This is a genomic window from Aquimarina muelleri DSM 19832 (assembly GCF_000430665.1).
Lineage (GTDB): Bacteria > Bacteroidota > Bacteroidia > Flavobacteriales > Flavobacteriaceae > Aquimarina > Aquimarina muelleri.
This window is the reverse complement of sequence record NZ_KE387188.1, coordinates 111,998-136,200: the sequence shown is the minus strand read 5'-3', so window position 1 is coordinate 136,200 and position 24,203 is coordinate 111,998. Positions and strand designations below refer to the sequence as shown.

General features: G+C 31.1%; 21 protein-coding genes. 9 read left to right on the top strand and 12 right to left on the bottom strand.

Going from position 1 to position 24,203, the window contains the following annotated elements:
• Nucleotides 1-215 precede the first annotated feature (215 nt).
• Nucleotides 216-578, top strand: a complete 363-nt coding sequence (locus H527_RS0119370; RefSeq protein WP_027414176.1) for a CoA-binding protein — start codon at nt 216-218, stop codon at nt 576-578.
• Here H527_RS0119370 and H527_RS0119365 read toward each other — a convergent pair.
• Both H527_RS0119365 and H527_RS0119360 read right to left on the bottom strand, forming a co-directional pair.
• Nucleotides 549-2,048 (bottom strand): sodium:solute symporter, encoded by a 1,500-nt coding sequence (locus tag H527_RS0119365; protein WP_027414175.1) that lies wholly within the window; start codon nt 2,046-2,048, stop codon nt 549-551. The genes H527_RS0119370 and H527_RS0119365 overlap by 30 nt on opposite strands.
• Before the next feature lie 84 nt (nt 2,049-2,132).
• Nucleotides 2,133-2,819 (bottom strand): ABC transporter ATP-binding protein, encoded by a 687-nt coding sequence (locus tag H527_RS0119360; protein ID WP_027414174.1) that lies wholly within the window; start codon nt 2,817-2,819, stop codon nt 2,133-2,135.
• A gap of 249 nt (nt 2,820-3,068) precedes the next feature.
• On the opposite strand from H527_RS0119360, the gene H527_RS0119355 reads away from it, so the two are divergent.
• Nucleotides 3,069-3,665 carry a PAS domain-containing protein gene (locus H527_RS0119355; protein WP_081414654.1) on the top strand — a complete coding sequence of 199 codons (597 nt, stop codon included), beginning with the start codon at nt 3,069-3,071 and terminating at the stop codon, nt 3,663-3,665.
• Nucleotides 3,666-3,787: 122 nt separating this feature from the next.
• Here H527_RS0119355 and H527_RS0119350 read toward each other — a convergent pair whose 3' ends face one another.
• From H527_RS0119350 to lnt, 5 genes are all read right to left on the bottom strand, one after another.
• Nucleotides 3,788-4,909, bottom strand: coding sequence for a nuclear transport factor 2 family protein (locus tag H527_RS0119350; protein WP_027414172.1), 1,122 nt, complete (start codon nt 4,907-4,909; stop codon nt 3,788-3,790).
• 123 nt (nt 4,910-5,032) lie between these two features.
• Complete coding sequence (locus tag H527_RS0119345; protein WP_027414171.1) at nt 5,033-6,079, bottom strand: helix-turn-helix domain-containing protein; 1,047 nt, start codon at nt 6,077-6,079, stop codon at nt 5,033-5,035.
• A gap of 106 nt (nt 6,080-6,185) precedes the next feature.
• Nucleotides 6,186-6,746, bottom strand: coding sequence for a hypothetical protein (locus tag H527_RS0119340; protein WP_027414170.1), 561 nt, complete (start codon nt 6,744-6,746; stop codon nt 6,186-6,188).
• A 40-nt stretch (nt 6,747-6,786) separates the two neighbouring features.
• Nucleotides 6,787-8,658 (bottom strand): ABC-F family ATP-binding cassette domain-containing protein, encoded by a 1,872-nt coding sequence (locus H527_RS0119335; protein WP_027414169.1) that lies wholly within the window; start codon nt 8,656-8,658, stop codon nt 6,787-6,789.
• 160 nt (nt 8,659-8,818) lie between these two features.
• Nucleotides 8,819-10,399, bottom strand: a complete 1,581-nt coding sequence (gene lnt, locus H527_RS0119330; protein WP_027414168.1) for an apolipoprotein N-acyltransferase — start codon at nt 10,397-10,399, stop codon at nt 8,819-8,821.
• A 351-nt stretch (nt 10,400-10,750) separates the two neighbouring features.
• Between lnt and H527_RS0119325 the strand changes: the two genes are divergently transcribed.
• The 5 genes from H527_RS0119325 (at nt 10,751) to H527_RS0119300 (ending at nt 16,096) form a co-directional block, all read left to right on the top strand.
• Nucleotides 10,751-10,966: a hypothetical protein gene (locus H527_RS0119325; RefSeq protein WP_027414167.1), complete on the top strand. Its 216-nt coding sequence runs from the start codon at nt 10,751-10,753 to the stop codon at nt 10,964-10,966.
• Nucleotides 10,967-11,357: 391 nt separating this feature from the next.
• Entirely contained in the window at nt 11,358-12,110 is a 753-nt protein-coding gene (locus H527_RS0119315; RefSeq protein ID WP_027414165.1) for a CDP-alcohol phosphatidyltransferase family protein, read from the top strand.
• Nucleotides 12,111-12,113: 3 nt separating this feature from the next.
• Nucleotides 12,114-12,671 carry a hypothetical protein gene (locus H527_RS0119310; protein ID WP_211235746.1) on the top strand — a complete coding sequence of 186 codons (558 nt, stop codon included), beginning with the start codon at nt 12,114-12,116 and terminating at the stop codon, nt 12,669-12,671.
• 18 nt (nt 12,672-12,689) lie between these two features.
• Nucleotides 12,690-15,143 (top strand): DUF3160 domain-containing protein, encoded by a 2,454-nt coding sequence (locus H527_RS0119305; RefSeq protein WP_027414163.1) that lies wholly within the window; start codon nt 12,690-12,692, stop codon nt 15,141-15,143.
• Nucleotides 15,144-15,175: 32 nt separating this feature from the next.
• On the top strand, nt 15,176-16,096 hold the full coding sequence (locus H527_RS0119300) for a CapA family protein (RefSeq protein WP_035089216.1): 921 nt from the start codon (nt 15,176-15,178) through the stop codon (nt 16,094-16,096).
• Between the two features lie 19 nt (nt 16,097-16,115).
• Here the strand turns inward: H527_RS0119300 and lptB are convergent, their stop codons facing one another.
• The 4 genes from lptB to H527_RS0119280 form a co-directional block, all read right to left on the bottom strand.
• Nucleotides 16,116-16,859, bottom strand: a complete 744-nt coding sequence (lptB, locus tag H527_RS0119295; protein WP_027414161.1) for an LPS export ABC transporter ATP-binding protein — start codon at nt 16,857-16,859, stop codon at nt 16,116-16,118.
• Between the two features lie 81 nt (nt 16,860-16,940).
• A complete protein-coding gene (locus H527_RS0119290) occupies nt 16,941-17,291 on the bottom strand; it encodes a carboxymuconolactone decarboxylase family protein (RefSeq protein WP_027414160.1) in 351 nt (116 codons plus the stop codon).
• Nucleotides 17,288-18,124: a twin-arginine translocase subunit TatC gene (tatC, locus tag H527_RS0119285; protein WP_027414159.1), complete on the bottom strand. Its 837-nt coding sequence runs from the start codon at nt 18,122-18,124 to the stop codon at nt 17,288-17,290. Before tatC ends, H527_RS0119290 begins: the two co-directional genes overlap by 4 nt.
• Nucleotides 18,124-19,092, bottom strand: coding sequence for a KpsF/GutQ family sugar-phosphate isomerase (locus H527_RS0119280; protein WP_027414158.1), 969 nt, complete (start codon nt 19,090-19,092; stop codon nt 18,124-18,126). Before H527_RS0119280 ends, tatC begins: the two co-directional genes overlap by 1 nt.
• A 236-nt stretch (nt 19,093-19,328) precedes the next feature.
• On the opposite strand from H527_RS0119280, the gene H527_RS0119275 reads away from it, so the two are divergent.
• A complete protein-coding gene (locus tag H527_RS0119275) occupies nt 19,329-21,533 on the top strand; it encodes an ATP-dependent DNA helicase RecQ (RefSeq protein WP_027414157.1) in 2,205 nt (734 codons plus the stop codon).
• Between the two features lie 66 nt (nt 21,534-21,599).
• Here the strand turns inward: H527_RS0119275 and H527_RS0119270 are convergent, their stop codons facing one another.
• Nucleotides 21,600-22,850, bottom strand: a complete 1,251-nt coding sequence (locus H527_RS0119270; protein ID WP_027414156.1) for a hypothetical protein — start codon at nt 22,848-22,850, stop codon at nt 21,600-21,602.
• A gap of 268 nt (nt 22,851-23,118) precedes the next feature.
• On the opposite strand from H527_RS0119270, the gene H527_RS0119265 reads away from it, so the two are divergent.
• Nucleotides 23,119-24,051, top strand: a complete 933-nt coding sequence (locus H527_RS0119265; RefSeq protein ID WP_027414155.1) for a peptidylprolyl isomerase — start codon at nt 23,119-23,121, stop codon at nt 24,049-24,051.
• The last annotated feature ends 152 nt before the right edge of the window (nt 24,052-24,203 follow it).

Sequence of the window (24,203 nt, the reverse complement as noted above, 5' to 3'; positions counted from 1 at the left end):
TAACACTAACCATCAACTATGAATAAAATTTGATTATTAAAGTAACTAACTAAATTTTATGAAAATACATCTTTTATAAAAAAGACGCGATCTCTTGATTTGTGTTGCAAGTTTTACTTGTTTTTAACAGTTTAAGGATCATTTTTAACATTTATACTTTTATTAAATATTACAATAAAGCTATTTTCCTTATTTTTAAAATTAAGATATTAGTTATGAATAAAAAAACACTAGTGTTGGGAGCATCACTAAAAGCGGATAGGTATTCTAATATGGCAATTAATAAATTGATAAATTATAATCATGACGTTATAGCAATTGGATTAAAAAAGGGAGAGGTTGCTGGAATTGAAATTCAAACTCAGTTAGATATGATAGAGGGTATAAACACAGTTACTTTATATTTAAACCCTATTAGACAACAACCATATTATGACCAAGTGTTAAATCTAAAGCCAGAAAGAGTAATTTTTAACCCAGGTACAGAGAATCCAGAATTTTATCAAAAGCTTAGAGATGCTAATATAAAAGTAGAAATTGCGTGTACATTAGTACTCCTTTCTACGGATCAATATTAATCCTAAAAAAGTCAAAAAACCATTAATAATTAATATTTCAAAACCTACTTGGTAGTATAATTCTTTTGCTATGCTTTCAGAGGTTGTCCACGAATTATTAGTTGTGATATATATATATAATTGAGAAGCAATATTTAGGATTATTGATATTGCTACAGAGATAAAACATATAATTGGTACTAGTTTATCTTTAATTTTGAATTTAGTAAAAAGCCCAAAAGCATATAGCCCTAGTAATGGGCCATATGTAAACCCTGCAAACTTAAATAGTTTGGCAATAACACTTTCGTCTTTTATAATATATTTAAAAGAAATTATAACCAATACAAGTATACAGGAGAACAGAATATGTATTTTTTTTCTGATTTTAACTTGATCTAATGGGTTATGTTTTTTTTCGATATCTAAAATATCTATACTAAAAGATGTTGTTAACGAGGTTAAAGCGCTATCTGCGCTACTATATGCAGCAGCAATAAGCCCTAGTATAAAAAAGATAGCAATACCAAAGCCTAAATTACTTTTAGTAGCAATTACCGAAAAAAGCTGATCTTTATGTGCTTCTATTCCATTTTGAGACGCATATTGGGTTAGTAGCAAACCAAGACCTAAAAAAATAAAATTTACAATGGTTAAAACAATAGTAAACCAAAACATGTTTTTTTGAGCATCTTTTAAACTACGACAAGTAAGATTTTTTTGCATCATATCCTGATCCAAACCAGTCATTACAATTGCTATAAATGCTCCGGATAAAAATTGTTTCCAAAAATAATTAGCACTTTTAAAATCATCAAAAAAGAAAGTTTTAGATAGCTCACTATCTAGTACATAAGCTAACAAATTAGATCCTTTAATTTCCAGATCGTCTGAGACGTAGTATATTGCTACACCTACAGATATTAGCATAAATAAAGTTTGTAAGGTGTCTGTCCATACAATAGTTTTAATTCCAGATTTAAAAGTATATAACCATATTAATAAAATAGTTATAATAACAGTAATCCAGAAAGGAACTCCCAAAGTGTCAAAAAGAATAGCTTGTAAAACATTTGCCACTAAAAATAACCTGAAACTGGCACCTATAACTCTGGATAACAAAAAGAACGAAGCTCCGGTTTTATAGGAATAATCACCAAAGCGTTCTTGAAGATAAGAGTAAATAGAAGTTAAATTAAGTTTGTAATATAAAGGAAGTAAAATGGTGCCTATAACCAGATATCCTAAAATGTATCCTAGGACGACCTGCATATAACTAAATTGCGAGGCTTCAACCCAGCCAGGAACAGAAATAAAAGTAACTCCGCTAAGGGATGCTCCAATCATCCCGAAAGCAACAATATACCAAGGAGATTGTCGATTAGCTTTAAAAAAAGCATCATTCCCAGAGTTTTTTCCTGTGAAATAAGAAATAATAAGAAGAATCCCAAAATAGGCTCCTATGAGAAGCAGGATATGTAATGGTTGCATGAATTTGGGTTAAAATGAATCTCCAAAATACGAATTAATCTTAAACTTTCAAGGTTTTTAAAAACCCCAGAAGATCTTTACGAATTATTTATTTCTTACATCACTTTCGATCACCCCATCACGCAATCGAATAACTCGATGTGCATGAGCTGCAACCTCCTCCTCATGGGTTACTAAAATAACAGTATTACCCGCAGCGTGAATTTCATCAAAGAGTTGCATGATCTCTAGAGAGGTTTTAGAATCCAGATTTCCTGTCGGTTCATCTGCCAGAATTATAGAAGGTTTATTTACCAGTGCCCTTCCAACAGCAACACGTTGTCTTTGACCTCCCGAAAGCTGATTAGGTTTATGATCCATACGATCCGAAAGTCCAACATCTCTTAATACTTCTTCGGCTCTAATAATCCTATCTTTTTTAGAAATACCTGCATATACCATAGGTAAAGCAACATTATCCAATGCCGTAGTTCTGGGAAGTAAATTAAAGGTTTGAAATACAAAACCTATTTCGCGATTACGAATATCTGCCAACTCATTATCGGTCATTTCACTTACATCATTTCCATTAAGAATATAAGCTCCCCCAGTTGGTGTGTCCAAACATCCTAAGAGGTTCATGAGTGTAGACTTACCAGATCCAGAAGGTCCCATTATAGCCAAATATTCTCCTCGGGTAATATCTAGGTCTATACCTTTAAGTACATAAACCGTTTCTTGGCCTAGTTGAAAATTTCGGATGATGTTTCTAATTTCAATAACGTTTTTCATGTAATAATCTTTGCAGATGGTTAATATACAATTTTAGATTATATGACGCGATATAGAAAAAGATGTTACACCGTATAATAAAAAGGTGTTTTACATATATTTGAAATTGTATGGGAATAGTGACTAGTTAAGGGTTCGTTAAAATTTTGAAGACCTTAATTTTCTTAATTAAGACTATGACTTTTGTCATGTTTTGAACTTCATGTTCCTACTAGTTTTGTGCCAAAATATTAACTAGTATAGATAAATATGAAAGCACTAAAAAGACCAGAACCTATCAATGTAGAGATTGTTTTAGATCTAAAACAAACCATCATGAGTAAAACGAACCCCAAAGGGGTTATTGAATATGCAAATGATTATTTTATGGAAATATCTGGTTATGAGGAGTATGAGTTGATAGGGCAACCTCATAATGTAATTAGACATCCAGATATGCCTAAAGTTATATTTAAATGGTTGTGGGAAAGATTAGGAGAAAAGAAAAATATGCATGCTTTAGTGAAAAATATGGCAAAAGACGGACGATTTTACTGGGTAATCACTGATTTTGAAGTTAAATTAGATGATACGGGAGAAATATCTTCTTTTTTTGCAAGAAGAAAAGCTCCCCCTAGAAAAACTATTGAACTGGTAAGTGAACTTTATAGAAAAATCCTGTCAATCGAACAAGCAGGAGGAATCGAGGTAGCCGAAAAATATCTAATAGGGTTCTTAGAAGAAAAAGGAATGACTTATGACGAGTATATAGAGAGTATATGTCTTGCAGAAGAGAAGAAACCTCTAGATATGAAAGAACTTCAATATTATAAACGTAAAGGCTTATTTGTAAGAATGTTTAAATAAAACGATACAACGAAGTCATATGATGTGAAAATACTTGCTATTATTTATTACAAAAAGCCTAAAGACTATTTTAATAGTGATTTTAGGCTTTTTGTATTTTAATAAAAAAATATTTGGAACTATTAGATGTCCTTTTTAGATAATATTTCTATAATTTTTTGAGCAACAATTTCTGAAGATAAATGGTTCTGACCAGTAATTAGATTTCCATCTGTTTCTAGGTGTGGAGAATTTCTTGGAGAAAATTTAAAGGTTCCGCCTCTTTCTTCAATAGTTTTTAGAATTAAAAAAGGAAAATTTTTAAAATATTCTTTAGAGGAGTCTTCATAATTATCGGGATATCCACTTACACGTTTTCCTTGTACAAGATATTTTCCATCTTTCGTTTTTAAATTTACAATTCCGGCAGTTCCATGACATACAGAAGATATAATTCCATTATGTTGCTCATATATCTCCATAGAAATGTCTTGAATTTTTTTATTTTCAGGAACACCATACATAGCACTTCCACCACCGACATAATAGACCGCTTTATATTTTTTTGGATCTATCTCGTTAGGAGTTTTTGTGTTTTTTAGAGCACTCATAAAATTAGTATTATACAAATATTCCTTTTGTAGATTATCTGAGGTATTTATGTATGCTAAAGGTACAGAGCCACCCTCTGGACTTACAAAATCAATTGTATATCCAGCTTTTTTAAAAGTATGAAATGCTTTTACAATTTCAGCAAAGCTATTACCAGTTTTAAGTTTTGAATCTCCATAAAAATGAGCATTCGAAACGATAAATAATATTTGATCCTTATTATTTTTATGAAATATCCTTTTGGAGGCAGACTTACTCATAATTACCCAGGTTTCTTCCAGTTTTTTCATTAAAAAAAGATCTGTATACCTTAATTGTTTGCTGGGAATTAAAATTTCTACTTTAGCGACTGCAATGTCATTTTCTCGATCTATAGCAACTATTCTACCAGTTCTTCCATTAAATTTATTTTGTTCTCCTTTTGTAAACCAACTAATATACTCACTAGAAGGCACAACCCAGAGTTCATCATTTTTATTATTTAAGTATAGATTGGCATCTTTATAAAAGGCTTTGCTTATTTGCTCTGGTCTATTATAAGAAGTCCCTTCTATATAATTTATTAAAGAATTAGAAATAAGCTGTTCTTCAGATTGAGCATTAGTAATATTAAAAATTAGAATACATACAACTGTGTAAAAAATGTTTTTCATGATTTTGTTTTTTATAGAGACAATAGTATGCGGTATCTCGATAAAATCAGTGATGTTTTATAATTTAGGTGTACGGATTTATAATATTGGACACTATGATAAAATAGAAAATGTATTAAGGTGTTATACTTGTGCAGATTTATACTGGGTAGGGGTCATATCCGTAAGTTTTTTAAATGTGGAGTAAAATGTTGATTTGGAGTTAAAACCACATTCGTAACCAATATTCTCTATCGTGTATTTACTATCTTTTGCTAATAAGATTTTAGCTTCATGTATTCGATATTCATTAACAAATACAGAAAAACTTTTGTTTAGGTTATCGTTTATGAATTGAGATAAAATATGGGGTTGTATATTAATTTGTTTAGCTAAATCAGGTAGTTTAAGGTTAGGATTTTTATAGAATTCTTTCGTGTTCATTATTTGTTCCAGCTCTTCAAAAATTCTTTTAGCTTCATTATCCTCTATTTTTTTGTCTGCATATTTTGGTTGCTCCTTAAAAAGAATAGAATATTTCTTTTTACGAAAAAATAATATTAAGATCAATAAATAAAACACAAACGAAAAGGAGAGAGCTCCTACAATATAAGAAGTATAGGAAACTGTTTTGTATGCGACCCAAATAATTAAATTACCAAGATAAACACTAATAATCCATATCTCTACACTATTTAATTTATTTGGTTTCTTTACTAAAATTTTAAAAACGTTTTTTAAAAGAAAGCCAGACGCTAAGATGTATCCTAGCCATTGGTAGTAGATAATTTTTATAAAATAAAACCTCCATAAATCAGGGTGTTCTTGATACGAGTATTGGTAACCAACTACAAGTATAAGGGTCGATAAAAAAACAAAATGATACTTCCAGGAACGATCTAATTTCTTTGAGGAAGGGTATAACATAGATTTTAAATAAAAAAATAAAGAAGGACCAATAAGAAAACAAGCAGATAATCCTATTTGTAAGTAGATTTTGGATAACTCTTTATTAAAATAATAAAATATAGATTTCCAAATTCGAATACTAAGCATGGTTAATAATGTTCCTAAAAAATAATTAGAGGCATGTTTAGGTTTGGCGTAAAAGAAAAAATATATAGCCAGAAGTGTACCATTGAATGCTCCAATTGCGCTAAAAAAAAATAAAAACTGACTGTCAAAATTCATTGGTAGAATAGGATAATCTGAAAACTTATAGGAACACCAAAATTAAACAGAAAAATTCAGTAAAAGGAAGTGAGTTTATTTTTTTTTAGATATGTACTCAAATTCGTTATGTCCTGATACTAAAGTTTTCTTTAGCTTGTTCCTTTCTTATAAATACAAATCCTAATCGAAAAACATCGATAGTTACCGTTACTTTTGGGTGCTGTTTTATTTCCTCCCAGAGGGTGGTATTAGTTATATTATTGTAAATAGAATTAAAGATAAGAACAGTGTCATTATGCATATAAGAAAATAAATTTTCTAGAGTACTACTTTTCTCAAGTGCATCTATATCTGCGTATATCATATCAAAAACGCCGTTGGGTGTTGTTGCAATAGTTATAGAATTGTTTAATGACAGGATGGTCGATATACTTTGTGAGGAGTCTTGCAATATAAGAGCCTTTTTAATCGCAAAATAAGTGATGGTCTTATATAATAGTTTAGCGGTACTATAAGATACCTTATTTTTTGAATTGTATATCTGTCTCAAAGAAACATACTCTTTTCTTTTTCTCCTTTTATAAAAACATTTAGTAACCAGATCGTATACAAAAGGGGAGTGTACCCCATGTTGATTAGTAGACTTTAAAAAAAACTTTAAATATGCTCTAAATATAAAGCTCATGTTTAGATCTGCTCTTTGTTTCGTGATCAGATTTCACAAATTATTCTTCCATTTTTTCAGAAAGCTCTAACCAGCGCATTTCATTTTCTTCAATTTCCTGAATGATTTTATCTAATTTTTGGGATTCAACATTAATTTTATCCGCTTCTAGATTACCCTCAAGAAATAGATTCTCAATCTCTTTCTTTTTGATCTCTAATTTTTTAAGATCTCGTTCGATTCGACTAAACTCTTTTTGTTCGTTGTAACTAAGCGCAGCTTTATTATCTTTTTTCCAAGAGTTTTTTGTGTTTGCCTCAGTGTTATTTACAGGTGTTTTTACTTCAGGTTCTTTACTGTCTTCATATATTCTGTAATCCGAATAATTACCAGGAAAATCTTGTATAACACCATTTCCTCTAAAAACAAATAAGTGATCTACAATTTTATCCATAAAATATCGATCATGCGATACTACTAGTAAACAACCAGGGAAATCTAGTAAAAAATTTTCTAGTACATTAAGAGTTACAATATCTAGGTCGTTAGTAGGCTCATCCAGAATCAAGAAGTTAGGATTCTGAATTAAAACGGTACAGAGGTATAATCTTTTTCTCTCTCCTCCACTTAATTTTTCTACAAAATCGTATTGTTTTTTTCTATCAAATAAAAAGCGTTCTAGTAATTGTTGTGCTGAGATTTGTCTTCCTTTTTTTAAGGGAATATAATCTCCAAACTCTCGAATTACATCAATAACTTTTTGACCTTCTTTAATGTTTATACCACTTTGTGTATAGTATCCAAATTTTATAGTTTCACCAACCACAATTTTTCCATGATCGGGTGTTATACCACCAGTAATCATATTCAGAAAAGTAGATTTACCAGTTCCATTTTTACCTATAATCCCTATACGTTCTCCTGTTTTAAATACATATTCGAACTTATCTAGTAGGATATTATCATCAAAGCTTTTTGAGATTTTATGAAGCTCAAGAATTTTACTTCCCATACGCTCCATATTGATTTCTAGCTGTACCTCATGATCATTACGGCGTTTATGGGCGCGGTCTTTAATCTCGTAAAAATCATCTATTCTGGATTTAGATTTAGTAGTTCGTGCTTTTGGTTGGCGACGCATCCAGTCCAGTTCTTTTTTATATAATTGTTTTGCTTTATCGGTAGCAATTTGCTCATTTGCAACTCGGGATTCTTTATTTTCGAGATAGTAAGCATAATTACCTTTGTAACTATATAATTTTCCGTTTTCTAATTCTACAATTTCATTACATACATTTTCTAAAAAATAACGATCATGAGTTACCATAAACAAGGTAAAGTTTTCTTTTGCAAAATACTCCTCTAACCACTCTATCATTTCTAGATCTAAATGGTTAGTTGGTTCATCCAGATATAAAAGATTGGGTTTGCTAAGTAAAATATTGGCGAGTGCCAATCGTTTTTTTTGCCCCCCAGATAGATCACTTACTTTTTTACTTAGATCCTCTAGTTTAAGTTTAAAAAGTATTTGTTTGTATTGCGTTTCAAAATCCCATGCATTGGCAGCATCCATTTTTTCAAAAGCATGTTGATACGCTTCTGCATCCTCTGGATTTTGTAAAGCTTTTTCGTAGGCATTAATTATATGCAGTATATCATTGTCTGAAGCAAAAATTGTTTCTTCAATGGTAAGATTAGGATCCAAGTTAGGTTCTTGTGGTAAAAAAGCTACTTTAAGATTTTTACGATACACTACAAGACCATCATCTGGATCTTCGTCTCCTGCTACTATATTAAGTAACGATGTTTTTCCAGTTCCGTTTTTAGCAACAAAACCAATTTTTTGTCCTTCGTTAATCCCAAAGGAGATATCTTTAAAGAGAACACGTTCTCCAAAAGACTTAGCAATATTTTCTACTGATACGTAATTCACAATTTTTTATAAGGTTGTAAAGGTACAAGGTTTCTGAGTTACAAAGAAACAAAGTTTTAAAGTTTCTGTTTTGTAAGGTAGAACTTGTGAAAATAGATGTATGTTCGTTTAAATAACGATATTTTTTAGTTGAAAATTTATAGGAATACGTACGAGAATTCTATATTTTTCCTTTTCGTCGAGTAATGGATACCAGAAAGATAACAATAGAGATAAAAACAGCTATTCTGGCAAGATAATTACCTGCTTTTGCATAAAAAGTGATTTTATCGTTGATTTTTAATTTTCCGATTATAGTTCCTCGCTTTTCATATCCTAATGAAGAAATGATATTCCCAGTCTGATCAATAATAGCAGAAATACCTGTATTAGCACTTCGGGCAATGCTTCTGCGGGTTTCTATTGCTCTTAGTTTTGCATAATATAAATGTTGCCTGTGCCCCTGCGTATTGCCCCACCAAGCATCATTGGTTATAATAGCAAGAAAATTAGCACCATTTCTAATATACCCTGTTGCAAATTCGCCATATACACTTTCATAACAAATAAGAGTACCTACGCCAATACTATCTTTACTTAAAAAAACTTCCCTATCTTCTTGTGTAGTTTTTTTTGCTACCGTTCCTCCCAGATCGATCATAGCGTCTCCAAGAATAGGTTTTAAAATATTTTGGTATGGAAAATTCTCAACCCCTACAACCAATTTACTTTTATGGTATAGTTCATCAGTTCCATCTGGGCGAACAAAAAAAGCAGAATTGTAGTCGTCATAATAGATTCCCTCTTTATAGGTATTCGTTTGTTTTTTAATTTTATTAGGATCTTCAAACACATCGATTAAAGATATTCCTGATAAAAAGTTAGCATTAGGATACTGATTCAGTATTTTTAATGCAGTTTTTCTAGCAATAGAGCTAGAAAAATATGGTAATCTGTTAGTGTCTGCAAAAACAGTTTCTGGAGCAATAATAAATTGGGTGTCTGCAGTGATCGCTGTTTTGGTAAGAGAATCTAGTAATGTGCCAATATGTTTATCGGTAGTGTTGTATTTTTCGGTATATGGATTAATATTTGGTTGTAAAATGACTACTTCTATATCCTTGCCGTTTTCTTTATAGGTTTTTAAGATAATAAAGGATATTATAATTGGGATACTAATAAGCAAACCATTACGAATTGCAGATCTGTATAGAATGGTTTTGTCTTTATGTTCTTTAAAAAGTAAAACACTTTTAAAAATACTGATGTTCACAATCCAAATCCAAAGCGTTCCACCAAAAGTACCCGTATACTCATACCATTGAATCCATGAGGTGAAATTTGCAAAACCATTACCTAGATTTAACCAAGGCCACGAGAATTGCCATTGTAAATGTAGATATTCAAAACTCATCCAAAAGCAGATTAAAAATATACTACTTATGATGAATGTAGTTTTTTTAGCAATGATGTGGTATATTAAAAACACCAAAGTCATGACTAAACTATTTACAATCTCAGCAAACCACATACCGAATGGGGTAGAATTATATATCCACCAGGTAGTGATTAAATTCCATATAATAAAAGTAAGGAAAGCGAGTCCAAAAACCTGCATTTTACTGTATTTATTATAACGAATAGTATACTCTGCAAATAAAAGAGGAATAAATCCAAAGAATAAAAATAACGGGAATCCATAGGTAGGCCAACTAACAGCAAGCAAAAGACCTGAAAGAATAGACAGAATAATATTTCTCATATAAAAAAAGCTTCCTTGTTAGAAACGAAATTAAACTTATTTCGTTACAATTAATACAATTAAATACTTCTTTTTTATTGTATTGATGTGATAGATGTAAGAATCTTTAAAAACATTGATTAGTATTATTCTAAAGATGATTTTTTTGTTATATTTAATGTAACTAATAAAACCTGTGCATTTTGATAATAAGACTATAAAATAGTTATTGTTATTACTTCTTTATGTATAAAAAAATATAAAGCTTTTTTAAGGTTTTTGTTTTATAGATAATATTCTTTTCGAAAAAAAGACACAAACGATGAGTGTCTTAAAATAGTTGTCGTAAAAAATAATCTTAAAACTTATATTATGAAAAATCACATTTCAAACTTGGGTAAAATTTTAACCAAAACACAACAAAAAAAGATTAATGGAGGTAGTTTTAACCCTTGCCCTTGTAGCTCAGAATATGAATTATATTCTGACGGTTCATGTTCATATCCGGCAAGTGGAACAGCTTGGGGAACTCCTTTTCCAGGAGGTCGATGTCTAGGTACTTTACAAAACGATTTTTGTTGTTCTTAAACAAATTATTTTCCTTTATTCATAGAAAACGATGAGTGTCTTAAAAACAGTTGTTGTAAAAAATAATCTTAAAACTTATATTATGAAAAATTACATTTCGAACTTGGGTAAAATTTTAACCAAAACGCAACAAAAACAGATTAGTGGAGGAAAGCCAGTTAATTGTTATCAGCATGCAATTTGCCCACCAATTGATGAGCCAGATTCATGTATAATTTACGGAGGAGTATGTTATCAACTTTAAATGAGTAATCCTAAGCTGTAATCGCAGTTTTTATATAAAATTCCTCGAGGCTATGCTTCGAGGAATTAAAACCTCAAAGATTAAAAAGGATGTTTTTAAATATTTATTAGAGCAAATAGTTTACTATTTTTACGCAAAATTGAATTTATGAACATCAAAAAGCATATTCCAAATAGTATAACACTTCTTAACCTTCTTTGTGGCTGTATTGCAGTTATTTTTGCCGTTCAGGGGCAATTAGAATTGGCAGCTGTTTTTGTTATATTAGGTATAGGATTTGATTTTTTTGATGGTTTTGCTGCAAGAATATTAAATGTAAAAAGTGATTTAGGCTTGCAGTTAGATTCTTTAGCAGATATGGTTACTAGTGGTGTTGTGCCAGGTATTGTAATGTATCAGCTATTATCACAAGTATTTGGTAAACCGTTTTATGTAATTCCAGATTCTTGGAATTCGGATTCTGTTCTACAAAGTTTAGATATGTCTTATGTTTCATTATTAGGGTTATTGATTACTTTAGCTTCAGCATATCGGTTAGCAAAATTTAATATAGATACTCGACAGACGGATTCTTTTATAGGTCTACCAACACCAGCAAATACACTTCTTATCATTTGCTTGCCTCTTATTCTTAAGTTTCAACAAGAGACTTGGGTAGTAGAAATTATCTTAAATAAATGGTTTTTGATAGGACTAACTTTGTTAAGTTGTTATTTATTAAATGCTGAAATCTCTTTATTTTCTCTAAAATTTAAGACATGGAGATTTGCAGAAAATAAAATTCGTTATATCTTTTTGTTAACAACAATTTTTTTAATTTTTTTAATAAAATTTATGGCAATCCCCTGTGTAATATTGCTGTATGTTTTGATGTCTATGTTTTTGGATAAGAAAGGTTAGTATATGTTTTGTATAGTTTTACAGGAAAATTTAAGGTTTTGTTTATTTATAATTTCTTGTGTATTACTTTTTTCATCATGTAATAAAAAGAATTTTCTAAAAAAAGAAATCAAAAAAGGAAGTTTCTCTCTTTTAAAAGAAAACGATTCACTTTATTATTTAACAATAACTTCTGCTAACAATTCAGATAAGTGGAAATTACCGTATCCTGTTTATCAGTTTCAAACTGGGGATGTAGATGGTAATGGTATCGAAGATGCATTAATAGGGGTAATTAAACCAACTAGATTTGACTCTATAAAAGCCAATCGATTATTTATTTTCAAAAATTACAGAGGATTGGTTCGTCCACTTTGGTTAGGATCTAGATTGAGTCAACCTTTAGTGAATTTTAGTTTTAAAAAAAAAGAAAAATACACGCGAATAAGAAGCGTAGAAAGAGAAAAGAGCGGTAAATATCTGGTGGCAGAATATAAATGGCGTAAGTTCGGATTAGAATTCACGAAGTATTTAAGGCGAGAAACAGATAGCATATCGGCAATAGCACTTTTAGAAAAATAATTAAGATATAAAAAGCGTATGAAAAAACTAATTCTATTATCTGTTTCTTTAATTATATTCAGTTGTGGTGATAAAGAAAAATCTAAAACAAAAGTTACTGAAAATCAAACGACTAATGCTATAGAAAAAGTGCAAAATAAAGAGTTAGTTACTCCAGTAATTTCTGCTAAAAGTATTGATATAGAGCAATTAAAAGATGCGATTGATTTAGAAATGGATATTTCTAACCTTAGCTTATCAGATATCCGAATTCTTAGAAACTCTTTTGCGGCTAGACAAGGATACTGTTTTATGAAAGCAGATCTTAGAGGTGTCTTTAGTACAACAACCTGGTATGATGAAAGAATGAGGAAAAGATACTGGGACGAAGAGGGAGGTGAATCTGCGAATCCAATTTCTTATACAGAGGAAGAGCAAAATTTTATTAATAAATTGAAATTCAGAGAAAATGAATTGAAGCAGCAAAACTTTGTGAAAGATGGAAGCCGTAAATCGGTAAACGTAAATAATATAGTAAATCTTTTTCAGATGGAAGAAATGCCATCTGAATTAACGGGGATGTTAGCTAAAACTGGATTTGCAATTATACCAAATAATAATATTCAATTATTTCATGTATATGAACAAAATGATTATCAGCAGTTTCCAAATTTTGTAACTACTGATATGTATATGCAATTATTTCATATGTATTTTGGATATGTGCTAAGGACCGTAGAAGAAGATCAATTTATACCATTGCTGTCTCAAATATGTAAGATGATGATGAAAGATATGAGAGATCTGTCAGAAACTACTACAGATACATCTATCAAAGATCTGGCAAACTATAACCTAACGTATTATGCTATAGCATACACTTCATTAACACAAAAAAAGGTTACAGTTCCAGATAGGTATAAAGATTTGTATGAAAAGGAACTAGCAAATGTTGACGCTGCGATAGATGATGCCTCCGTTTTTTTGGATTATGAACAGGCAACTTTTCCTTACAGTCTTTTTAAACCAAGAGGACATTATACAAGGACAGAAGAATTGAAGCGTTATTTTAAAGCGATGATGTGGTTACAAACAGCACCCTTTTGCTTAGACAACGATATGCATTTAAAAAAGGCAATTGTGAGTGCCTCATTTTTGGCGAATAGCCCCAATTTTGGAGAAGAAACCTGGGATAAGTATAAAGCTATTATGGAACCAATTAATTTTATAATAGGTCTTCCTGATAATGTTTCGTTTTTAGACGTAGCTAAGTGGATTAAAAAGAAAGAACTTAATCTAAATGATCTTCTTACAAATCAGAATACATTAGAGAGTTTAAGAAAAGAAATAAAGAAAATAGCAGATGCCCAAAATGTAATAAAATCTAAGAGTGCGGTTAGTTGTGTGGATAAAATTAATTTTATTCCTCAGCGATATTTATCCGATAATGAAGTTTTACAAGAACTAGTAGATGTTAAAAGTGAAGTAACAAAAAGAGGATATCCAAAAGGATTAGATGTAATGGCCGCATTTGGAAGTGTTTCTGCTAGTAATGTTTTATTAAATGAATTAAAAGAAGGAGATAACTGGAGGGAGTATCCAACAATACTCAATGCCATGAAAAACAAAATGAAAGGACTAGATTGGAACTCTACTTTGTATAATAAGTGGATTCAAAGCCTTTTGGAATTACAAAAACCTAATGACAGTTATCCTTATTTTATGCAAAGCTCGCAATGGGCCAAAAAAGACCTAAATGCTTCTTTAGCATCTTGGGCAGAGTTAAAACATGATGCAATCCTTTATGCAGAACAACCTATGTCTGCAGAATGTGGTGATGGTGGCCCGCCAAGTCCGTATACCGTTGGATATGTAGAACCAAACATCAGATATTGGAACTCTGTGATAGAGTTGATAGATTTAACTAAAGAAGTTTTAGAGAAAAATCACTTAATGAATTCTAATATTTCCAGAATAACAACCAGTTTAAAAGAAAATGCAGAATTTTTGCTTTCTGCTAGTAAAAAAGAGTTATCTGGGCAGCAGCTTTCTGAAAAAGAATATTCACAGATAGAACTAATAGGTAGTACATTCGAATGGTTAACATTAGATTTAGTAAAACAAAAAGATCAATATCTGGATGATTGGCATAGTGTAAAAGGTCCAGACAAGTCAGTAGCTGTTGTGGCTGATATTTACACATCTAATTCAGGAAATAACCCTGATAAAGGTATTTTGCATGTTGCAACAGGTAACGTGAATGATATTTATGTGGTAGTAGAAATCGAAGGATATTTGTATATCACCAAAGGAGCGGTATTTGGATATCATGAATTTCATATTCCAATGGGCAATCGATTAACAGATGAAGAATGGCAAGAAATGCTTAATAATGGAGAAGCCCCAGATGTGCCAGATTGGATAAAAGAAATTATGCTCCCAATAAAAACACCAAAGACTAATGAAAAAATCTTTTATAGTTCGGGTTGTTAGGAACAGTTATATTGTTGAATAGACTAAAATTTATGCGTAATACATCGCTTTTTGCGTTACTTTTAATAAGTATACTAACAGTTTCGTGTGATTTCTTAAATGAAGAACCCAAGGTAAATAAAATCGTTTTTGTAGGAGATCTCCTTTTGGATAGGGGAGTTAGAGAAAGAATAGAATACTTAGGTATACATAGTTTGTTTCATTCTACTATAGACTCTGTTTTTAGAGAAAGTGACATTGTGATTGCAAATTTAGAGTGCCCGGCCACCGAAATTGAAGAACCAATTAATAAAAAATTTATTTTCAGAGCCGATCCAGAATGGTTAACAGTATTAAAAGAACATAAGATTACACATCTTAATATGGCTAATAACCATTCGATGGATCAAGGAAGAAAAGGGTTGGTCGACACAAAAATGAATATTGTAAAAAGCGGATTAATACCTTTGGGGTTTGGAGATAATCTAAAAGAAGCTTGCAAGGGACAGTTAATAGCTTCTTATCCACGAAAAGTATATGTGTTTTCTTCGCTTCAAGTACCTTCAGAAAACTGGCCATTTTTAGAAGATAAACCTTGTGTATGCGAAGATTCTTTTGATTCTATAGCCAAAAGGATCAAAAAATTGAGAGCTATAGAATCCAACTCTGTTATAATTGTTCAATTACATTGGGGAGCAGAACATACTATAAAACCATTAACATCTCAAAAACAACAAGCCTATGCATTAATTGATTCAGGAGCAGATGTTATTATAGGGCACCATACACACACCATACAATCAATTGAATTTTATAAAGGAAAACCCATTTATTATAGTATTGGTAATTTTATTTTTGATCAATCTAATCCAATTAATTCTAAAGGTTTAATAGTGCAAATAGAAATAACAAAAACAAAACTCTTATGCAAAGAAATTACATTTGATATCAAAAATTGTATGCCTAAGTTGTAAGTATATAAGCACTTTTCTTTTAATTAAAATCTATTTTCTTTTTTCTAAGTTCAAAATTTTGTCCTAAATATACTTTACGAACCATTTCATCTTCTGCTAATTCTTCTGGAATACCCGCTTTTAAGATGCTTCCTTCAAACATTAGATAAGTTCTATCTGTTATTGCTAGTGTTTCCTGAACATTGTGATCGGTAATAAGGATCCCAATGTTTTTATTCTTTAATTGGGCAACAATACGTTGTATATCCTCTACAGCAACTGGATCTACTCCAGCAAAAGGTTCGTCTAATAGAATAAAGTTAGGATCTGTTGCCAAGGCACGAGCAATCTCTGTACGACGACGTTCTCCACCACTAAGTAGATCACCACGACTTTTGCGAATATGTCCTAATCCAAACTCTTCGATAAGCTCTTCCATCTTGTGTAATTGCTCTTTTTTGGTAAGCTTGGTAAGTTGTAATACACTTAAAATGTTGTCTTCAATACTTAATTTTCTAAAAACAGAAGCTTCTTGGGCAAGATATCCTATCCCGTTTTGGGCTCTTTTATACATAGGATATTTTGTGATATCGGTATTTTCTAGAGTGATTTTTCCGCCATTAGGTTTTACTAAGCCAACGATCATGTAAAAGGAAGTGGTTTTACCTGCACCATTAGGACCTAAAAGCCCAACAATTTCACCTTGATTTACTTCTAGAGAAATGCCTTTTACTACTTTTCTGCCTTTGTATGTTTTTATAAGATTTTCTGCTTTTAACTTCATATCAGAATGACTTCTTTTATATAGTGGATGTTGCTAAAATGAACTCGTAAATTTACACTATTCTTTTTAACCGTTAATTGTTTAAGAAGTTTTTGCTTCTAAAGCATCCCAAAACTCATAAGCACGCCGAAGATGAGGAATAACAATGGTACCACCAACAAGAGTGGCTATACTAAGTGCTTCAACTACCTCTTCTTTTTTTAGCTCTTCTTTATGGCAAGTTTCCAAATGGTACTGTACACAGTCATCACAACGTAATACAGCAGAGGCAACTAACCCTAATAACTCTTTTGTTTTTACATTTAATGCGCCTTCCATATACGCATTAGTGTCTAAATTGAAGATTCTTTTTATTATTTTGTTATTATCTTCTAGAATACGAGAATTCATTTTTTCTCGGTAGTCATTAAAATCATCTACTATATCGTTCATTTAGGCTGTTTTTGTAATTTTTTATTTTGTTTTTTAATCACAGTTTTAGAAATAAATATACTTATCTCATATAGTATTAATATAGGGATAGCTACAATAACCTGACTAGCAATATCAGGAGGTGTAATTATAGCAGAAAGTATTAATACGATTACTAGAGCAAATTTCCTGTATTTTTTTAAGAATTCGGGAGTAACCAAGCCTACTTTAGTAAGGAAAAACATGATAACTGGAAGTTCGAATATTAATCCACATGCAATTACGGATGCTCTAACTAAAGCTATATAGCTGTCGATGTCAAATTCATTAAGAACTTCTTTACTAACCTGATAGCCTCCTAAAAAATTAATAGACAAAGGGGTGATCACATAGTAACCAAAAAGTACCCCTAGAAAAAAAAGAAAAGAGCATATAATAATAAAACCTTTGGAGTATTTTTTTTCTTTATCATACATTGCAGGAGCAATGAATTTCCAGAATTCATATATAACATATGGAAAAGCAATTATGAAACCTGCAGTTATAGATGTCCAAATATGAACAGAAAATTGCCCAGCAACTTTTCTGCTTTGTACACTAAAAGGGAGTTCTTTAAAACATAAACTTTCATCTAACCCTAGATATTTGGATAAATTACAAAGTGCTTTGTATGTGGGGAAATCAGCTTTTTTTGGACCAAAAATTAATACGTCAAAAACAAATTCTTTAGCGATAAATGCTATGATTCCAGCAGTCATCACCGCTATAGTAGCTCTAATTAAATGCCATCTTAACTCTTCTAGATGATCTAAAAAAGACATGGCTTGAGGATTTTTTGTAGTATTTTTTGTCATTATAGAATACCTTCTCTAACTAGATCATGAATATGCAAAAAACCAGCATATTTGCCATTTTCTACAGCTAATAATTGCGAAATAGAGTTCTCTTCTAGTTGTTCAAGAGCATCTACAGCCATTGCATCATTATTAATACTTTTAGGGTTTGGTGACATAATATCTTTAGCAGTTAGTTTTTCAAAAGAAGATATGTTAGTAGTAAGCATTCTACGTAAATCACCATCTGTTATAATGCCCAAAATGACTCCATTTTCAGTAACCGCAGTAGCTCCAAGTCTTTTTTCTGTCATTTCTACAATTACACTAGCTATGTTAGAATCTGGAGATACTTCAGGTTTTTCGTTTTGAGAAGTAATATCACTTACTCGCAAATACAATTTTTTTCCTAAAGCCCCACCAGGATGATATTTGGCAAAATCTCTGCTAGAAAAACCTTGTAGATGTAATAAGCAAACTGCAAGAGCATCTCCAATAACAAGTTGAGCAGTAGTACTAGTGGTAGGGGCTAAATTATTAGGACATGCTTCTTTTTCTACATAAGCATGTAAAACATAATCTGCTTCTTTCCCTAAAAAAGACTCTTTATTGGAGGTAATAGCTATTAAAGTGTTCTTAAAATTTTTAATAAGAGGTACTAATACTTTTATTTCGGGAGTATTACCACTTTTAGAAATACAGATAACAATATCATCTTCGAGAATGTTTCCTAAATCTCCATGAATAGCATCTGCAGCATGCATAAAAACCGCAGGAGTTCCTGTAGAGTTCATTGTTGCTACAATTTTAGTAGCAATAATAGCGCTTTTACCAATCCCTGTAATAATAACCCTGCCTTTTGATTTATGTATGTTTTCTACAGCATTAGAGAATTCTTCGTCTATAAGCTCTTCTAGATAAGCAATCGCACGGGCTTCTTCAGCGATAGTTTTTTTTGCGTATGAAATTATAGTGTCCTGAGTGTTCAAAATTTAAAAAATTTGCATGTTATAATTAAAGATTTTGTTATCTTTAATTTATGCAAAGGTATACAATACCTTATTAATTTTAAATAGTCATAAAAAAAAGCGTATTAAATTATGCTTTGTTTATCTTTGACATATTAAAGTTAAAAACGAAACATCCACTAAATCTGTCTTGGGGGAATCAGATTTTAGTGTTAGTGAATCTTTAGTTTATTGGTATATAAAAGTTATAATATTTAATGAGTTTGAATGAAACTGACTTACAAAGTGCTTTAAAAAAACATTTTGGATTTAGTCAATTTAGAGGACTACAGGAAAAGGTAATACAAAGTATTTTAAGAAAACAAAATACTTTTGTAATAATGCCTACAGGTGGAGGAAAATCCCTTTGTTATCAATTGCCTGCTTTAATGTTTAAGGGTACCGCTATTGTGGTTTCTCCTTTGATTGCGTTAATGAAAAATCAAGTGGATGCTATTCGAAGCATCTCATCGGTAGAAGGCATTGCTCACGTACTTAACTCATCTCTCAATAAGTCTGAGGTGAAGAGAGTAAAAGAGGATATTGAAAATGGAGTTACCAAATTATTGTATGTGGCGCCAGAATCTTTGACCAAAGAGGAATATGTTGATTTTTTAAAATCTCAAGAGATCTCTTTTTTGGCAGTAGATGAAGCCCATTGCATTAGTGAGTGGGGACACGATTTTAGACCTGAATATCGAAATCTTAGAAGTATTATTAAGAGGATAGGAGAAGATATTCCAATTATTGGACTTACTGCAACTGCGACGCCTAAAGTACAAGAAGATATTCTTAAAAACTTAGCGATGAGTGATGCTAAAACTTTTAAAGCATCGTTTAATCGACCTAACTTATATTACGAAATACGTCCTAAAACAAAAAATGTAGATGCCGATATTACTCGTTTTGTAAAGCAAAATTCAGGTAAAAGTGGTATTATATACTGCCTTAGTAGAAAAAGAGTAGAAGAATTAGCACAAACATTAGAAGTTAATGGTGTAAAAGCTGTTCCTTATCATGCAGGATTAGATGCAAAAACCAGAGCGAGACATCAAGATATGTTTTTAATGGAAGATGTTGATGTAGTCGTTGCTACTATTGCTTTTGGAATGGGTATTGATAAGCCAGACGTACGATTTGTGATTCATCATGATATGCCCAAAAGTATAGAGAGTTATTATCAAGAAACAGGGCGTGCAGGTCGAGATGGAGGAGAAGGGCACTGTTTAGCATATTACGCATATAAGGATATTGAAAAACTGGAGAAGTTTATGAGTGGTAAGCCTGTAGCAGAACAAGAAATTGGGCATGCTTTGTTACAAGAAATTGTGGCTTTTGCCGAAACTTCTATATCTAGGCGCAAATTTATCCTCCATTATTTTGGAGAAGAGTTTGATGAAATAAATGGAGATGGTGCGGATATGGATGATAATATCCGTAATCCAAAGAAAAAACACGAAGCTAAAGACGAAGTTAAATTACTTTTAGAGGTAGTTAGTAAAACAGGAGAGATTTATAAGGCAAAAGATCTGGTAAGTACACTAATAGGTAAAAGTAATGCATTAATTATATCTCATAAAACTCATCAACAGCCTTTTTTTGGTAGTGGTAATGCTAAAGCCAATAACTATTGGATGGCTCTAGTAAGACAAGTGTTGGTAGGGGGGTATTTACGTAAAGATATCGAAACATATGGAGTGATTAGGATAACAGAAGAAGGACGAGGTTTTATTAATAACCCTGTCAGTTTTATGATGACCGAAGATCATGTTTATAACAATAATACAGAAGATTCTATAATTACTGCTACAAAATCTGGTAGTAAAGGAAGTGGAGACGATAAATTAGCAGGAATGCTTAGAGATTTAAGAAAATCTGTAGCAAAAAAAATAGGAGTTCCTCCATTCGTAGTATTTCAAGACCCATCGATTGATGATATGGCTTTAAAGTACCCTGTAACTATAGAGGAATTAGCAAATGTTCATGGAGTAGGAGAAGGAAAAGCCAAAAAATATGGTAATGAATTTGTTACTCTTATAGCTAAATATGTTGAAGAAAATGATATTTTACGACCCGATGATTTTGTGGTGAAAAGTACAGGAGCTAATAGTGGTCTTAAATTATATATTATACAAAATGTAGATCGTAAGTTGCCTTTAGATGATATAGCTGCAGCAAAGGGGATGAATATGAATACCTTTATCAAAGAAATGGAAGCTATCGTGTATAGTGGTACTAAACTTAATATTGCATATTGGATTGATGATATTCTAGATGAAGATCAACAAGAAGAAATTCACGAATATTTTATCGAAGCAGAAGATGATAAGATAGATAAAGCAATAGAGGAGTTTGATGGGGATTATGATGATGAAGAATTACGTTTGTATCGCATTAAATTTATTAGTGAAGTAGCAAATTAAAAATAATATACGTTGTAAATAAAAAAGGTGTCCTCTGTTTTTAGGACACCTTTTTTGTTATTAAAATTACATTTCAAAATTTGATAACTTCTTTTTGTTGTATTTAGATAAGTTTATAGATATGTATAAGCTTGATGTTGATAACTTAGAATTTGATAATGAAGTGCTTAATGTTTCACTTTTAGCAATGTTCTTATCTGTATATATTCGATATCCAACTTTAAAGCGTCCAACACCAAATCCACCTCCATAAAAGTAATCCAAAGTGATTTTTTCAACACTGTTAAAAACAGATTTAGTGCCCAAGTCATGATCCACAGAGAGCCCTCCTTCAAAGAAAAGCTCAAAATCTGAACTTAAATAAACATGAAATCTGGGGGCTAGAGCAACATTGATGCTTTTAAAGTCTAGAGTTAATGGGGTTATTGTTCCAGCAGCATTGTTTTGTTGTGTAGAAAAAGCTCTATAAGTAGATTCTAAAAAAAAACTAAGGTCAACTTTATAGAATGGAATAAAAGTTTCTAAATAAATACCATATTTTGTTGCTAGTGTATTGTCGTAAGTAACCGTTTGATTTAGATTAAATTCTGAAGGATGAGAAAAACTCACAAAATCTAAGGAAGCTATAAGTCCAACCTTTGTTTGACTAATCTTTCTTTTTACTATATACTCTATTTTTGCTCCTTTACAATTGTTATAATCAGAAAAATAGTTTTTTAAATCTCTTTGTGAGTGTGTTAATTCTCCAACATCTTGATTTCTGCAATTTACATATTGCTGTAATTGTTCTTTAAATTGAGTGTTAGCTTTTGGGATAACTTTTTTTCCTGCTTTTTTACTATCATCAGGAATATAATAAGTTTTATAAATTAATAAATCAGGGTATGGTGTGTCTTTGGATGTGTAAAAAAAACGATGTACATCGTTTTCAGAATATTGATATAAAGAAGCTTCACTTTTTAGAATTACTCTAAGAAAAACTTTTTTTATTTTTAATTCTGGATTTTTACTTTTTGTTGATTTTCCAATATTATCCCCTCTAAGATCAAATTTCATTATGTATCTCTTAAAAATATAATCTTGACCTACCCCAAATTCTTTATAATCTTTAATTTTACCAATAGATGGGCTTGATGAAATTGTTTTTTTCCAAGTAAATTCTGTTGGGTTTTGCTTCCAGGATATTTTTTTTATAAGACATTCTTTTCGATTACCATCATTGTCAATAAAATACCCAGATTCGTAAATGTTTTGTGCAGTAATGGTAGGAATGAAAAATAGATAAAATAATAAAAGTAAAGTAAGTAGTAGTTTCATTGCATATATTGGTTATTCTTAAGTGTTTTTAAATTTTAGTAATTCTTTATAACAGATTTGTCTATTATTTATTGTTCTTAAACACTGTTTCCTATGATTTAGATTCATTAAACCTTATGGTAATAAAATTTTGTAGTCTCCTATTAAAAAAAATAGTTTTGGTTTTTGTGGATATTTAAGACTTATAAAACTTTAATAACTCTAATATTAAACCAAAGTCAATTACTTATCTTTGCAACTTTAAAACAAAAAGCTTAAAAACTATATTATGCAAGAAGGATTATACGCAAAATTTAATACAACAAAAGGAAGTATTCTTATTAATTTAGAATATAAGAAGACACCGGGAACGGTAGGTAATTTTGTTGGTTTAGCCGAAGGTAATTTAGAAAACCAAGCAATTCCACAAGGAAAACCGTATTATAATGGTCTAAAGTTCCATAGAGTGATTGCAGATTTTATGGTTCAGGGAGGAGATCCTCAAGGTACAGGATCTGGAGGTCCAGGGTATCAATTTGATGATGAAATACATCCTGATTTAAAACATGATGGTCCTGGAGTATTATCAATGGCCAATGCAGGTCCAGGAACAAATGGAAGTCAGTTTTTTATAACTCATGTGGAAACATCTTGGTTAGATGGTAAACATACAGTTTTTGGTAAAGTTGTAGAAGGGCAAGATGTAGTAAATAGCATCGAAGAAGGAGATGAAATACAATCTGTAGAAATTCAAAGAGTTGGAGTAGATGCAGAGAGTTTTAATGCAGTAGAGACTTTTAGAACTTTTAATGGAGCAAAAGCAGAGAGAGAAGCGGCAGCTAAGAAAAAGACAGAGAGTTTGTTAGAAGAACTTGCAGCGGGATTTGATAAAACTGATAGTGGTTTGCGATATAAAGTGATCCAAAATGGAGATGGTGTAAAAGCAGAAAAAGGAAAAACCGTATCTGTACATTATAAAGGAAGTCTTACTGATGGTACCGTATTTGACTCTTCCTATAAACGTAATCAGCCTATAGATTTTTCATTAGGTATGGGACAGGTAATTTCTGGTTGGGATGAAGGAATCGCATTGTTGCAAGTAGGAGATAAAGCAAGATTTGTAATTCCATCGCATTTAGGATATGGAGAACGAGGAGCTGGAGGGGTTATACCTCCAGATGCAACACTTATTTTTGATGTAGAATTAGTAAATGTGAAATAGATTTTTTCACGTTTTTTATTTTTTTTAAAACCCGAATATTAGTTATGTTCGGGTTTTTTTTGTTTTCTTATTATCAAAGAATTATAATGTTTATTTTTTTAATAAAAGATAGATGAGTAAAAATAAATTATCATATCTTAAGATTGTTTTTG

Coding starts and splice junctions, on each gene's coding strand:
- H527_RS0119345 (WP_027414171.1), bottom strand. CDS start 6,079: ATGAATTTTGACAGTCAGTTTTTATTTTTTTTTAGCGCAATTGGAGCA.
- H527_RS0119370 (WP_027414176.1), top strand. CDS start 216: ATGAATAAAAAAACACTAGTGTTGGGAGCATCACTAAAAGCGGATAGG.
- H527_RS0119355 (WP_081414654.1), top strand. CDS start 3,069: ATGAAAGCACTAAAAAGACCAGAACCTATCAATGTAGAGATTGTTTTA.
- lnt (WP_027414168.1), bottom strand. CDS start 10,399: ATGAGAAATATTATTCTGTCTATTCTTTCAGGTCTTTTGCTTGCTGTT.
- H527_RS0119300 (WP_035089216.1), top strand. CDS start 15,176: ATGCGTAATACATCGCTTTTTGCGTTACTTTTAATAAGTATACTAACA.
- lptB (WP_027414161.1), bottom strand. CDS start 16,859: ATGAAGTTAAAAGCAGAAAATCTTATAAAAACATACAAAGGCAGAAAA.
- H527_RS0119305 (WP_027414163.1), top strand. CDS start 12,690: ATGAAAAAACTAATTCTATTATCTGTTTCTTTAATTATATTCAGTTGT.
- H527_RS0119315 (WP_027414165.1), top strand. CDS start 11,358: ATGAACATCAAAAAGCATATTCCAAATAGTATAACACTTCTTAACCTT.
- H527_RS0119310 (WP_211235746.1), top strand. CDS start 12,114: ATGTTTTGTATAGTTTTACAGGAAAATTTAAGGTTTTGTTTATTTATA.
- tatC (WP_027414159.1), bottom strand. CDS start 18,124: ATGACAAAAAATACTACAAAAAATCCTCAAGCCATGTCTTTTTTAGAT.
- H527_RS0119290 (WP_027414160.1), bottom strand. CDS start 17,291: ATGAACGATATAGTAGATGATTTTAATGACTACCGAGAAAAAATGAAT.
- H527_RS0119360 (WP_027414174.1), bottom strand. CDS start 2,819: ATGAAAAACGTTATTGAAATTAGAAACATCATCCGAAATTTTCAACTA.
- H527_RS0119275 (WP_027414157.1), top strand. CDS start 19,329: ATGAGTTTGAATGAAACTGACTTACAAAGTGCTTTAAAAAAACATTTT.
- H527_RS0119340 (WP_027414170.1), bottom strand. CDS start 6,746: ATGAGCTTTATATTTAGAGCATATTTAAAGTTTTTTTTAAAGTCTACT.
- H527_RS0119325 (WP_027414167.1), top strand. CDS start 10,751: ATGAAAAATCACATTTCAAACTTGGGTAAAATTTTAACCAAAACACAA.
- H527_RS0119265 (WP_027414155.1), top strand. CDS start 23,119: ATGCAAGAAGGATTATACGCAAAATTTAATACAACAAAAGGAAGTATT.
- H527_RS0119350 (WP_027414172.1), bottom strand. CDS start 4,909: ATGAAAAACATTTTTTACACAGTTGTATGTATTCTAATTTTTAATATT.
- H527_RS0119365 (WP_027414175.1), bottom strand. CDS start 2,048: ATGCAACCATTACATATCCTGCTTCTCATAGGAGCCTATTTTGGGATT.
- H527_RS0119270 (WP_027414156.1), bottom strand. CDS start 22,850: ATGAAACTACTACTTACTTTACTTTTATTATTTTATCTATTTTTCATT.